The following is a 14,078-nucleotide window of genomic DNA, read 5'->3' as shown; positions in this document are numbered from 1 at the left end:
AATGGAAACTTCCCTTTTTTACTTTAAACAAAAATTTGATTAATAAGCTTTTTACTATGCATATTTGGTTACAATAAGTTCATAAGAAATAAAATGTGTGTATGAATGAAGGAGGGTAAGATATTTAGTGGAAGGACAGGAAAACCTTCAACCAGAGGTTGAAAAATCCTTTGAATTAATAGGAAAAAGATGGACAGGGTTAATTATATATGTATTATTAAGCGGACCAAAGCGTTTTAGTGAAATTCACTCAATTATACCTGACTTAAGTAAACGAGTGTTGACAGAAAGAATGAAAGAATTAGAAGAGCATGGAATTGTATTACGTCATGTTATTCCTGCGCGCCCAGTAAGAACAGAGTATTTATTAACGAAAAAGGGACACGAGTTAGGGAAAATTCTTGGCCCTATTAGTCAGTGGGCAACGAATTGGATGAAAGAAAATTATTAATAAGATTTTAGAAGGGTATTTACTCACATAAGGAAAACCGTAAATTTAGGAAAGGCAGGATGAGATTTTTGGCAAATGTTCTTTATATAACAGCACATCCTCTTGACCCCGAACGGTCATATAGCTTAGCAGTTGGAAAAGCATTTATCGATTCTTATAAGGAGTTTCATCCTCAGGATAAAATTGTCCACCTTGATTTATATAAAGCAGACATCCCCTATCTCGATTCAGATGTATTTAATGGCTGGGAAAAACTTCAAACAGGTACATCATTTGAGCAATTAACTTCCGTAGAAAGGTCTAAGGTTGGACGATTAGCCGAACTCGGTGGACAATTCATATTATCAGATAAATATGTATGTGTTACCCCAATGTGGAATTTTTCTGTCCCTGCCATCATGAAGACCTATCTTGATGCTGTAGCTGTATCAGGTAAAACTTTTAAATATTCCAAACAAGGATCTAAGGGCCTATTAATAGGAAAGAAGGCGATACATATTCAAGCTCGGGGAGATGTGTATTCGGAGGGACTAGAGGCGGAATTGGAAATGGGGCATCGATATCTTGAAGTAATGATGAATTTTTTTGGAGTACAAAACTTGGAAAAAATTATCATAGAAGGACATCTTCAATTTCCAGAAAGAGCCCAAGAAATCAAAGAAAAAGCCATTATTACCGCAAAGGAAGCAGCAAAAATTTTTTAGTGCTCTTTTATGAAGGCTCTTCTCGTAAACTTTGTTGCTTTTGGGACTTAATAAATGGCATTTACTATGTTTCTAGCAATTTTGGCATATGTGCTTACGAAAAGATGCCACGAAGAATCTAGTTATTAGGGTTGATGAACTTATACGAAAAACAACAATCTATGCGAAAATAGCCTTTATGAAAATACACCCTTACCTTGACTGCTAAAACAGGAAGATAAGGGTGTTTATTTGACGAAATTATTTAGAAATCCGTTTTAACAATTGCGCTTTTTCTGCTTCATATCCGGGTTTGCCAAGCAGTGCAAACATATTCTTCTTATATGCTTCCACTCCTGGTTGATCAAATGGGTTTACCCCCATTAATAAACCACTAATTCCACATGCTTTTTCGAAGAAGTAAACCATTTCTCCAAAAGTAAATTCGTTTAATTCATCAAGCTCGACTGAAAGGTTTGGCACTCCCCCATCTACATGAGCCAAAACGGTTCCTTGGGAAGCATTTTTGTTGACATAGTCCATTGTTTTTCCCGTTAGATAATTCAATCCATCGAGGTTAGATTCCTCTTCTTCAATGGTTATATCTATTTTAGGCTTATGAACCGACAGAACGGTTTCAATTAAATCGCGACGACCTTCCTGCACATATTGCCCCATTGAATGAAGATCCGTTGTAAAATCGACAGAAGCAGGATAGAGCCCTTTTTGATCCTTCCCTTCACTTTCTCCGAAGAGCTGCTTCCACCATTCAGAAACAAAATGAAGGGATGGTTCAAAGTTCACTAGAAGTTCGATGGATTTTCCCTTACGGTATAGTGCATTTCTTACAGCCGCATATTGATAGCTTTGGTTTGTTGCCAAGTCCGGATTATTATACTTGTCTGCAGCCGCCGCTGCCCCTTCCATCATTTTGACAATATTTAGACCGGACACAGCTATTGGTAACAGACCCACTGCGGTTAATACTGAGTATCTTCCCCCTACATCATCAGGAATGACAAAAGATTCATACCCCTCTTCATCAGCAAGTGTTTTTAAAGCCCCTTTTGAGCGATCGGTTGTTGCATAAATCCGTTTTCGTGCTTCTTCTTTCCCATACTTTTTTTCCAAATAGTCTCGAAAGATGCGAAAAGCAATCGCGGGCTCTGTTGTAGTTCCTGATTTGGAGATCACATTTACGGAAATATCTTTGTCTTTTATTACATCAAGCAAATGGGATATATACGTAGCACTAATATTTTGACCGGCAAAATAAATTTGTGTCGTGTTGCCCATTTGGTTATGGAAGGTATGGGAAAGGGCTTCAATTGCTGCTCTTGCCCCAAGATAAGAACCGCCAATTCCGATCACGATTAATGCATCGGAATTACTTCGAATTCTCTCAGCTGCCGTTTTAATTCTTGCAAATTCTTCTTTATCATAGTCATTCGGCAGATTGACCCAGCCTAGAAAATCAGAACCGGGGCCTTTCTTCTCGTGGAGCATATGATGGGCAGTTTTTACAAATTCGCTAAGGTTGTCGACTTCACTCTGCTGCATAAATGAGAGTGCGTTGGTGTAATCAAAAGAAATCGTCATTTTATTTTTCTCCCTTATCTTAAATGTCATTTTAAGAGCGTTAGAAAATTCATCATGTATTTTTGAAAATTTCTAACGCTCTCTGGGTTCACTAATTTTTATAGTGTATTTTTCCAGTCAGCCGCAAATTTTTCAATTCCCTGATCTGTTAATGGGTGTTTAGCCAATTGCTCAATTACCTTGAATGGAATCGTTGCAATATGTGCTCCAGCCAAAGCCACACGGGTTACATGGTCCGGGTGGCGGACAGAAGCTGCGATAATTTGTGAACCTAAATTTTGCACACGGAACAATTCTGCAATCCGAGATACGAGTTGTACACCATCTTCACTAATATCATCCAACCGGCCCAGGAATGGTGAAACATAGGTTGCTCCTGCCCGTGCCGCCAAAAGTGCCTGGTTTACGGTGAATATAAGGGTAACATTCGTTTTTACACCTTTTTTTGTTAGATATCTGCATGCTTCTAATCCATCCAATGTCATGGGAAGTTTTATTGTAATATTTTTATCCCCGCCATTAATTTTAATGAGTTCATTTGCCTCTGTGATCATTTGTTCAGCTGTTAAAGCGTTGGGAGTCACTTCGGCAGATACGGATTCCACTTCAGGAACGGTATTTAGGATTTCTGCAATACGGTCTTCAAATTTTACGCCTTCTTTTGCTACCAATGATGGGTTAGTCGTTACACCAGATAGAACTCCGATTTTGTAGGCTTTTTTGATTTCGTCTAAATTTGCAGTATCAATAAAAAATTTCATAATGTTTATTCCTCCAATTTAAATAAATGAAGCCTTCTTATTTATTTTTTTCAACAGCATGTCCACCAAATTCATTTCTTAATGCAGCTACGACCTTTCCTGTAAAGGTATCATTCTCTTGTGACCGATATCGCATCAATAGAGACATTGCAATGACTGGAACGGCAGCTTGAAGATCTAGAGCAGCTTCGACAGTCCATTTACCTTCACCAGATGAATGCATGATTCCTTTAATCTCATCCAATTTTGGATCTTTAGAAAAAGCATTTTCTGTCAATTCCATCAGCCAAGAACGAATGACAGAACCATTATTCCATACTTTTGCTACTTTTTCGTAATCGTAATCAAATTCACTTTTTTCAAGCACTTCAAATCCTTCACCAATGGCAGCCATCATTCCATATTCTATTCCATTATGAACCATCTTTAAGAAGTGGCCGCTTCCTGTTTTGCCTGCATAAAGGTACCCATTTTCCACTGCTGTGTCTCGGAAGATCGGTTCTACGACTTCCCATGCTTCCGGATCGCCGCCAACCATATAACATGCCCCATTACGGGCGCCTTCCATCCCGCCTGAAGTGCCTGCATCCATAAAGCTCACGCCTAGTTCTTTCAATTCGTTGTAACGGCGAATGGATTCTTTATAATGGGAGTTACCGGCTTCAATGACAATATCCCCTTTTTCTAGGAACGGCCTGATTTCACCAATAACAGAATCAACCACGGCATGGGGAACCATAATCCAAACAATTCTTGGTTTTTCTAATGATTGAAGAAGTTCCTCATAGCTTGTTACACCTGCAGCCCCATAACTTTTTATTTCTTCTACAGCTTTAGAATTTACATCAAATGCAACGACTTCGTGATGATGATCCCTTAAATTTTTTCCTAAATTTAACCCCATTTTCCCTAACCCTATTAATCCAACCTTCATGTTATTCTCCTCCAAAAACGGTTAAAATTTATTGATCATTTAGCACTTTCCATTGCTACTTTAGATTGATTTAGAACACATTTCGTCATTTGAACGACATTTTCAGTAGTAAATCCAAACTGCTTCATAACTGCATTACCCTCGCCTGATGCACCGAAGGTTTCAATGGATAATATTTTTCCTTCGTATCCAACGAAGCGTTCCCATCCTAGGGAGATTCCCATTTCAATGGCGACGCGTTTAGTAATAGAAGAAGGCAATACAAATTCTTTATATTCTGAGGACTGTTGGTTGAACAATTCCCAGCTTGGAATTGCAACGATCCGAACAGATATATTTTCCTTTTCGAGTTCTGTTTTTGCGTTTACAGCCAATGAGACTTCGGAACCTGTAGCCATTAATATTACATTTGGTGTCGAAGTTGTTTCAGTCAGAATATAAGCTCCTTTAGAAATATTCTCCAGATTCGCTTTTGTTTCATTATAAACCGGCAGGTTTTGGCGGCTTAAGATCAATGCCACTGGGCCTTCTGTTTGCTTCAGTGCATATGCCCAGGCGCTTGCCGTTTCATTAGCGTCAGACGGTCTTATAACAGTCAATCCAGGTATCGCGCGTAGGGCCGCCAAGTGTTCAATCGGCTCATGTGTAGGACCATCTTCCCCTACGGCAATCGAATCATGTGTAAATACATAGATGACTGGAAGCTTTGATAATGCTGCCAAACGGATCGACGGGCGAAGATAATCGTTGAATACAAAGAATGTACTTACAAAAGGCTTTAATCCTCCATGATAAGCCATCCCGTTTGCTGCAGCCCCCATCGCATGTTCACGTACACCAAAGTAAACATTGCGAGCATCGTAAGACTCAACTGCGTAAATTTGTTCTCCTTTAATTTCGGTCATTGTAGAATGGGATAGGTCAGCACTGCCGCCAAAAATAGCTGGAATTTTATTGACAAAATGGTTGATTGCTTCTCCGCTCGCCACACGCGTTGACACTGCCTTTCCAGTATCAAAGGTTAAGATATCTTTCGCATCAATCAGAACTTTTCCATCAATGGCATTAGATAATTGCTCTGCTAATTCTGGATATGCTTGCTTATAAGACTGGAACAAGTTATTCCAGCTTTGTTCAGTATCAATGCCCTTATGCTTTAATTGTTCAAAATGTGCTTTGACTTCTTCAGGTACATAGAAATCTTCTTCATACAGCCAGTTATAGGCCTCTTTTGTTACCTTTCCTTCTTCTGCTCCAAGTGGTGCGCCGTGTGCTTTATTTGTTCCGGCAACCTTAGGGCTTCCATAACCGATAATCGTTCTGATTTCAATCAGACTAGGTTGACCGGTATTTTGTTTTGCCATTTCGATTGCCTTTGTAATGGCTTCAATGTCATTACCGTTTTCCACCCTTAAATAGTTCCAGTGTGCAGATTCCGCTCTTTTCTTGATATCTTCAGAAAAGGAAACATTTAATTCCCCATCAAGGGAGATATCATTTGAATCATACAAGACAATCAACTTACCAAGTTTCATATGCCCGGCCATTGACATCGCCTCATAGGAAATACCTTCCATTAGGTCACCGTCACCGACTAATGCATACGTATAGTGATCAATTACAGGCTGCCCTTCTTTATTAAACTTTGCAGCCAAATAAGCTTCTGCCATAGCCATCCCTACTGCGTTGGCAATACCCTGGCCTAAAGGACCTGTTGTCGCTTCAACACCCGGTGTGTGGCCAAATTCAGGATGCCCTGGCGTCCTGCTGTTCAATTTTCTGAAATTCTTTAAATCATCCATTGTGACATTATAACCGGACAAATGAAGCAGGCTGTATAATAAACTGGATCCATGTCCGGCAGATAAAACGAATCGGTCACGGTTAAACCATTTTGGATTATCAGGATTATGATTCAAATGGTTCGCCCATAATGCATATGCCATTGGTGCTGCCCCCATTGGGAGACCTGGGTGCCCGGAATTTGCCGCATTGATGGCATCGATTGATAAAGTTCGAATTGTTGTAACAGCTAAGTTCTCAATATTTTGTGACATAGTCTATATCCTCCTGGACATTTGTGCGGGTTCTCTGTTTTGTTGAATTTTTTCATCCAGCCACCATTTGAAGTCATTTTCTGATAATAGGGCATCAGCGGCATCCGGCCCATATGAACCTGAACGATATTCATGAAGCGGTAATATATTTTCCTCAAATGCATTCAGTATTGGCTGTACCCACTCCCAAGACAATTCAACTTCTTTCCAATGAGCAAAGAATGTGGAATCTCCGATTAAAGCATCGTAAATCAGTCTTTCGTAGGCCTCTGGGACTCCTGAGCTAAAGTTTTCTACATCTTCACAAGAAAAATTAATTCTAACAGGTTCGATTTTCCCGTTATTCAATGGATTTTTGCTATTTAATTGAAGAGAAACATTTTCTTTCGGGCTGATTTCAATAATCAATAGATTAGGCTCCACATTTTGCTGATTATGTTTATACAGTAGTTTTAAAGTATTTTTAAATTCGATGACGATCCGAGTCGATTTATCCTTCATTCTTTTTCCTGTCCGGATATAGAAAGGGACCCCGCTCCAAAACGGATTATCAATCCATAAACGAGCTGCTACAAATGTGTCAGTTTGAGAAGAAGGATTTACTCCTGGTTCCTCTTTATAACCTATCACGGGATTACCTTCTATCTCTCCGGAAATGTACTGTCCACGAACAATATGGGCTTGAACATCCTCTTTTCCTATAGGGCGAAGGGCTTCCATTACCTTCCGTTTCTCATTTCGGATTTCAGTCGCGTTTATCTTATAAGGCAAATCCATGGCGGTCATCATGAGCAATTGCATCATGTGATTTTGCACCATATCGCGTATCGCACCTGCATGATCATAATAACCAGCTCTTTTTTCAACGCCAACCGTCTCACTGGCGGTGATTTGGACATTGGCAATATGATCCTTGTTCCATATGGATTGGAGTATCGGGTTCGCAAATTCCAGAGCCTCAAGGTTCTGAACCATTGGTTTACCCAAGTAATGGTCAATTCGATAAATTTCCTCTTCATCAAATGCTTGGCTAAGTTTTGCATTAAGCTCACGAGCGGATTGGAGGTCATGTCCAAATGGTTTTTCGATAATTAAACGTTTCCATCCACTTGTTGCACCAAGTCCGCTATTTTTTATATTTAATGAAATGAGGTCGAAAAATTCAGGTGCAACGGAAAGGTAAAACAAACGATTTTCCGCAATTTGCAGTTCTTCTTCTCTTTGCTTTACCACTTGCAGCAATTTTTGATAATCCTCTATTTTGTTTGCGTCAAACCTGCTATAGCGAAAAGCCTCAACAAATTCCTCCATATCCGTCACATCATGCTCCAGGCGGCGCGAAAAGGTTAAAATCGATTCTTTTACTTTTTCTTGAAAATCATCATGTGATTGTTCGCCTCTTCCAAGTCCAATTATGGATATTGGTTGAGGTAATTTTTTATCAATATACAAATTGTAAAGGGCCGGGAATATTTTCCTCTTAGCTAAATCACCAGTTGCTCCAAATAAGACAAAGGTCATTGATTCCATTGTTATATCTCCTTATAATTGTAAGATACTTCCTTAAAACTAAAGACTAATAAAAGAATGCCATAGAGACAACCCAATTTATTTTTTCTCATTCATCCCCAACTATTTTCGTAAATTAATGACAATTTCCTTACTTCTATTCAAGGTAATGACGATATCAGCCATTCCAATAAACAGTCCATTTTCAACCACGCCGGGTATCATATTCAGGTCTCTTTCAAGATCTCCAGGATGAGTAATATCTGGGAAGCTGCAGTCAAAAATATAATTACCATTATCTGTTCGAAATGGGATCCCATCTTTTTGCCGTAACTGCGGACTGCATCCAAGCTCTCGGATATATTTCTTTGTCATTTCATGACCAAAAGGAACGACTTCTACTGGTAGTGGGAAAGTTCCTAATTTATCCACCATTTTGAGTGGGTCTGCTACTACAATAAAAGTATTAGCTGCCTTCGCAATTATTTTCTCTCTTAAAAGGGCACCTCCGCCTCCTTTAATAAGAGCTGAGTCACGATTTACTTCATCGGCACCATCTATAGCGACATCAATTTGATCAATTTCTTTAAATGAAACAAGTGGGATTCCTACTTCTGTTGCCAATTTTTCCGTTTGTTTGGAAGTAGGGATTCCTTTAATAGAAAGTCCTTGTTGAACTAATTCTCCAAGCTTAGTAATGGTAAACCATACAGTGGACCCCGTTCCCAGTCCAACTATCATTCCATCCTTCACATACTCTACAGCTCTTTCTCCAACTTCTTTTTTTTCATTCAAGGACTTTTGCTCCTTTCATTTAAGGACTTGAAGATATATCGAAATTCATTTTTTAATTTAACCATTGTTTCTCGATTTGTTTTTGGGCAATACGCAAAATTTGTTCTTCAGGTGTATCTTTTTTAACGATTACATTCGTCAGGTAATTTTTACCTCTCAATTGAAGTTTAACAGTCACTTCCACCATATATTTCACTCCCTTCAAATTTTAATGTGAATTATATAAATTAAAAGTAAATAACTTTTAGTTCTTAAGTTATTTTTGATGCATCGAGTTACTTTACGTAACCATATTACTTCCTGAAATTATTTTCGTCAAGCAAAAATATCTTAGAATCAAGATTTTTTATTTTACGCAATGTTCTTCACAATTCAGCACAAAAAAAGCCAACAGAGAATTACTGTTGACTCAACTTATCTGAATTGTAGATTTATCTATTACCCATTCCTCTTTCACCAAATTTTTCACTGTTACTATTAACTCTATTCGTTCATTTTTTTTGTATTTAATCTTTCTTCTACAAAGTAATGAGTTTTCCAATAATCCGAAATAATTACACGAAATATTCAGCTTTTATTTATTATTGTGAGTGGCTTCCCAAGTAATATTAGGTTCAGATGGACAAGGATCATTATTCATCAAGAAAATCTGCAAGCCAGCTAAATCATCGGTATTGATAAAATCAACACCCGCATTCAAAAGTTCTTTCCATACAGCGTCTCTCGCTGGAGATGAGGTGTCAGGTGTCGCCCAAAAACGGACTTTCTGGCCATTAGCATGTGCGGTTGAAACAATATTGTACAGTTTCTCCCTTTCATTTTTTGGCATCTCACCTACACCCATCCAAGTAAAATGTTTTGTCCAGTTATCACTAATAATTGGCATAAACTCATTGGAAGCACCGGATCCAATGTCACTCATTCGTCCATCATAGGCTGCATAGCGAACGGGCTGGTTCTCCATTAGTTCTTTAGGACGATTCCCTGAAATATAGACAGTAATTGCCCCCGGTTTTACCCCTGACGGCAAAAATTTCGTTAGCATATTTTGATATTTATTAAGCTGTTCATGGATAACTTGATATGTCGCAACATCCTCAGATTTCACATCAATCCATAGGGTAAAGTCTTTATCATATCCTGGGTAAACCGCTCCTTTATTGTCTTTAATTCTTTCCTTTAATGGGTCAAGATATAAGGATTTCAATGTTCGATCTGGCCGTACATCCTCTTTATTATGGGCTACAAGTAGTTCTCCGTCTACAAGCCAAACATCAGCTTCAACACTCGTAAATCCATGCTCCAGGGCATCTGTTAATGGATGGGTATGCTCGTAATCATTATGTGCATGAGCTTTTGCAAGAGGGACCACTGTCTCTTGATTAGATAATAATGAATTACCAACACCTGCAGCAAATACTTCTGTAAATGATATCATGAATACAGAAGCTAAAAGGGTTAAAACAGCCAAGCATTTTTTCATGGTTTCTATACCTCCAGTAAAAAATAGATTACCTTACCCATATTAGAGAAATACCCTTAAAGTTCAATGGAAATTCAGGATTCTTAACAAACCCTTTAATTACTTTACAAGATTTATGTAGTGGGCAAAATTTTTTACAAAAACAATAAGAAAAATCAATAATGTAATAAAACAATTTAACTTTTATCTTTTGTTTATTAAAATACATTAACTGTCAATTCAATAAAAAAGCCCTATTTCCATTTTCAAGTATGGCACGGCTCTTAAACTCTCACACCCGGTTAATAGCAGTTCTATCTCCATTTTCAACTATGTTATAATATTTATTGTTCACAAATCCGTAGTTCAGATCTTGAGTAGAAGTAAAGTAAATGCCATATCGATGTATTTCGGTACCTTCCAATGCTTTCAAATATTCAAGTTTTACTGGAATAACAGAATATTTCCCTTCTGTTCTAAAATTGGTTTGTTCATAACATCATAAAAAACTATAATAGAACCCTCGAACCCTCTGGGAATAAGGTGCAATTCATATAAACTTACCCCGTTAATGAAACGACGAAAAAAGCTACTTTAAAGCAGCCCTAATCAATCGTAAAAGGATTTTAAAGAAATATCACTTTGTAAATATCCCTTCTTAGTTAATAAAAGTATGATATAACAAAAATAAATTAAGAGTTATAATAAGTAGAGCAATTATCCACGCACAGATCGACGTTATTGAGTGATTTACAAGTTTCCCCATTAGTTTTTTGTTACTTGTAAACATTATTAAAGGTATTAAAGCAAAAGCAATTCCAAAAGAGAGAACGACTTGACTTATAACAAGAGCTTTAGAAGGATTAATTCCCATTAGAATTATTCCTAACGGCGGTATCATTGTTATAAATCGTCTCAAATAAATAGGTATGCGTCGTTTAATAAAGCCTTGCATAATGATGTCACCTGACATAGTACCAACTGAAGAACTTGATAATCCTGCGGATAGCAATCCAATTCCAAAACATATTGCCACAAAGGGTCCAAGTATTTTTCCAAATTCATTAAAAGCAACTTCTAAATCACTTACATTAAGTCCGTTTTTATTAAATAATGCCGCTGAGACGATTAACATACTCGCGTTTATCCCACCTGCAATAATCATCGCAATAATGACATCTACAAACTCATATTTAAAAATCTTTTTCCGTTCTTCTTCAGTTTCTCCGACAATTCTATTTTGTGTTAAGGCAGAATGCAGATAAATGGCATGTGGCATCACTGTTGCTCCCAGCATCCCAGCCCCTAATAAAACGCTATCTACATCCTGAAATTTGAGCGTGAAAAGACCAGAGAGAATTGCCGTTCCATCTGGTGCTGCATATAAAACTTGAACCCCAAAAACAATTACAACAATAAAAATCATAGCTGTAATAACAGCTTCTAACGGACGCATTCCTCGCCTTTGAATCTCCAAAATGACGAATGAACCAATGGCTGCAATAATAGCAGCGAAAACAAGTGGGATATCAAAGAGCAAATAGATTCCAAGCGATGCACCAATAAATTCTGCCAGATCTGTTGCCATAACGACAAGTTCAGCTTGTATCCATAAAAGTATGGAAGTCTTCTTTGAAAATTTTTCTCGGCAAACTTCAGGGAGGTTTTTACCTGTTGCAATCCCTAACTTGGCAGACATCGTTTGAATCAAAACAGCCATTAAATTAGAAACTAAAATGACCCATAATAATGTGTATCCATACTTAGACCCTGCCGAAATGTTTGTTGCGTAATTACCTGGATCGATATATGCCACAGCAGCAATAAAGGCAGGACCTAAAAAAGGCAGCAACCTTTTAATTCCATTAGAATCTCCTTTTATAGGAGAATTAGAAGTTCTATTCAAAGAGTTAGACAATTTTTGGGTCCAACCTCCTTCTTTTATCCGAACTTATAGTTTATTTCAGTAATTTGCAAAATTAAAGGAAAGAAAAGGGATTGAAAAAATTTTATGTATATAGTCACCTTTGAGCGTATTTTACCCATAAATCCATACCTTTAGTTTAATAAGAAAAAAGACTGTCGAAACAGCCTTACCTTCTTGAACTCAAGTTCCCGCTTTAGTTTAGTTGAAGTTATCAGTTAATTATTATTTCTTCTGATCTGCTACTACTAAAACGTCTAAATGACGTACCTCTTTTAACAACTTTTTGAGTAACAGAACCTTTTGTTATCTCCTCCCATCGGGAACGAGCGGATTGGCCAATAATCACTTGTGTTGCCTTTTTCTCATTCATTTCACTAACCAGCTTTCTAAAGACATTGCGCCGGTCTTTGGTTTCATACATTTCAAATACTCCGCCAAGCCGTTCTGTCAGTTGGCGAACTTTATATAATACTTGCTCCTCTTCTTCTGTTAAGGGATGATGGTCTTTTACATAAGTAACATACCATGTAGCTTTTAAGCGATAGGCAATCCGAAATCCACGGCTGATGAGCCTTTCACTATCAGGTCTTAAATTCGTACAAACAAAAATCACTTCTTCCTGTCTCCATGGTCCTCTTAATGTCCGCTTTCGCTCCCAATATATCTGTTGTTATCTCTTCCAAAGTGTGCTCTCTTGTTTTTCTTTGTTAACTAACAATTTAAAAACATCCGGCCTTGAATAATGACCTACTGGATCAAAATCAAATTGGCTGTATGAGATTTGTTTCATATCAAGGTCAGCAATGATGATATCTTCTTTTCCCCAAACAGGTTCAGTAATGTATTCACCCAAAGGTCCAACAATGGCACTTCCTCCATTACACATCACTTCGGGAGCAGACTTTAAATCATCATAACAAGCTAAATTTCCAGGATACATATCCTTCGTTACGTATTGATTGCAAGATAGAACAAAGCATCTTCCTTCCATTGCAATATGGCAAATAGTTGACTGCCATGACTCCCTAGCATCGGCAGTTGGTGCAATATAAAGCTGAACCCCCTGAGCATACATAGCGGCCCTTGCTAAAGGCATATAGTTTTCCCAACAAATCAATGCACCAATCTTTCCAAACGGGGTATCAAATACAGGGAGTGTACTTCCATCGCCCTCACCCCAAACGATTCGTTCCGCTGCTGTGGGTTTTAATTTAAGATGTTTTCCTAAAAGCGATCCATCTGGACCGATGAAAATAACTGAACAATAAAGAGTACCTCCACTATTTTCGCTATCTCGTTCAATGACTCCCATAACAAGGTAAACGCCAGCCTCTCTTGCAGCTTCCCCAAGTACTTCTGTCGCTTCACCAGGTACAGGAATTGAGTTGTCCCAATATCGATACCAATCTTTCCTTCCGTCTTCCGTACGGCTTCCAATAACCGTACCAAATGATAAGCCTCTAGGGTATGCAGGGATAAAGGCCTCAGGAAAAACAACAATCTTTGCCCCTCTTTCTCCAGCTTCTCTTATTAATTTTACTGATTTTTCTATGGTTGCGCTAAGGTCCATATATAATGGGAGCAGCTTGGATAACAGCAACCCTTACACTTTGATTCGTATTCACCATATTTATGCACCTCTAGTAGATATTTAACCAATATAATAATAGAAAGATCATTAAAACAAACCATCCAAATACCATAGAATTAACCCATCCAATTCCCTTGATACTCCTTACCTTTCAAAAATGGAGAAACCAGATATTCCTTTATTCCTTCCCTATACAATTGTAAATATTTAATTTTTACAATTGTGCGAACAAAATTTTGACGAATTTTTCGGCCTTTCTTTTTCATTAGATAGTTTCAAATAAAACGTTGATAGAATGTGATTTAATTC

Annotated in this window: 11 protein-coding genes and 3 pseudogenes; 2 read left to right on the top strand and 12 right to left on the bottom strand. The window is 37.9% G+C overall.

Annotated features, from left to right (window positions below; translation table 11 throughout):
• The first annotated feature begins 127 nt into the window (after positions 1-127).
• Both V7161_RS21710 and V7161_RS21705 read left to right on the top strand, forming a co-directional pair.
• The gene (locus V7161_RS21710) at positions 128-451 is read left to right on the top strand and encodes a winged helix-turn-helix transcriptional regulator (protein WP_335714948.1); all 324 of its coding nucleotides are present in this window, start codon (positions 128-130) and stop codon (positions 449-451) included.
• A 68-nt stretch (positions 452-519) separates the two neighbouring features.
• A complete protein-coding gene (locus tag V7161_RS21705) occupies positions 520-1,155 on the top strand; it encodes an FMN-dependent NADH-azoreductase (RefSeq protein WP_335714947.1) in 636 nt (211 codons plus the stop codon).
• A 240-nt stretch (positions 1,156-1,395) separates the two neighbouring features.
• Here V7161_RS21705 and V7161_RS21700 read toward each other — a convergent pair whose 3' ends face one another.
• The 12 genes and pseudogenes from V7161_RS21700 to V7161_RS21650 form a co-directional block, all read right to left on the bottom strand.
• Positions 1,396-2,733, bottom strand: a complete 1,338-nt coding sequence (locus V7161_RS21700; RefSeq protein WP_335714946.1) for a glucose-6-phosphate isomerase — start codon at positions 2,731-2,733, stop codon at positions 1,396-1,398.
• Positions 2,734-2,831: 98 nt separating this feature from the next.
• The gene (gene fsa / locus V7161_RS21695; protein WP_335714945.1) at positions 2,832-3,494 is read right to left on the bottom strand and encodes a fructose-6-phosphate aldolase; all 663 of its coding nucleotides are present in this window, start codon (positions 3,492-3,494) and stop codon (positions 2,832-2,834) included.
• A gap of 37 nt (positions 3,495-3,531) precedes the next feature.
• Positions 3,532-4,428, bottom strand: a complete 897-nt coding sequence (gnd, locus tag V7161_RS21690; protein WP_335714944.1) for a phosphogluconate dehydrogenase (NAD(+)-dependent, decarboxylating) — start codon at positions 4,426-4,428, stop codon at positions 3,532-3,534.
• A 35-nt stretch (positions 4,429-4,463) separates the two neighbouring features.
• Positions 4,464-6,485 (bottom strand): transketolase, encoded by a 2,022-nt coding sequence (gene tkt / locus V7161_RS21685; protein ID WP_335714943.1) that lies wholly within the window; start codon positions 6,483-6,485, stop codon positions 4,464-4,466.
• 3 nt (positions 6,486-6,488) lie between these two features.
• Entirely contained in the window at positions 6,489-8,015 is a 1,527-nt protein-coding gene (gene zwf, locus V7161_RS21680; RefSeq protein WP_335714942.1) for a glucose-6-phosphate dehydrogenase, read from the bottom strand.
• Positions 8,016-8,117: 102 nt separating this feature from the next.
• Positions 8,118-8,789 carry a ribose-5-phosphate isomerase RpiA gene (rpiA, locus tag V7161_RS21675; protein WP_335714941.1) on the bottom strand — a complete coding sequence of 224 codons (672 nt, stop codon included), beginning with the start codon at positions 8,787-8,789 and terminating at the stop codon, positions 8,118-8,120.
• 52 nt (positions 8,790-8,841) lie between these two features.
• On the bottom strand, positions 8,842-8,976 hold the full coding sequence (locus V7161_RS21670; RefSeq protein ID WP_335714940.1) for a BA3454 family stress response protein: 135 nt from the start codon (positions 8,974-8,976) through the stop codon (positions 8,842-8,844).
• A gap of 387 nt (positions 8,977-9,363) precedes the next feature.
• Positions 9,364-10,272, bottom strand: coding sequence for a phosphatidylinositol-specific phospholipase C/glycerophosphodiester phosphodiesterase family protein (locus tag V7161_RS21665; protein ID WP_335714939.1), 909 nt, complete (start codon positions 10,270-10,272; stop codon positions 9,364-9,366).
• A gap of 271 nt (positions 10,273-10,543) precedes the next feature.
• Positions 10,544-10,800, bottom strand: a pseudogene (locus V7161_RS30440) (DUF6843 domain-containing protein).
• Between the two features lie 109 nt (positions 10,801-10,909).
• Positions 10,910-12,169 carry an Nramp family divalent metal transporter gene (locus tag V7161_RS21660; RefSeq protein ID WP_335714938.1) on the bottom strand — a complete coding sequence of 420 codons (1,260 nt, stop codon included), beginning with the start codon at positions 12,167-12,169 and terminating at the stop codon, positions 10,910-10,912.
• Positions 12,170-12,400: 231 nt separating this feature from the next.
• Positions 12,401-12,836 (bottom strand): annotated as a pseudogene (locus V7161_RS21655) (universal stress protein); the annotation flags it as partial.
• Between the two features lie 12 nt (positions 12,837-12,848).
• Positions 12,849-13,806: pseudogene (locus V7161_RS21650) on the bottom strand (carbon-nitrogen hydrolase family protein).
• Positions 13,807-14,078 lie beyond the last annotated feature (272 nt).

The sequence above is a fragment of the Neobacillus drentensis genome, from assembly GCF_036965425.1.
GTDB lineage: Bacteria > Bacillota > Bacilli > Bacillales > Cytobacillaceae > Neobacillus > Neobacillus drentensis_F.
This window is presented reverse-complemented; position numbering and strand designations above follow the sequence as displayed.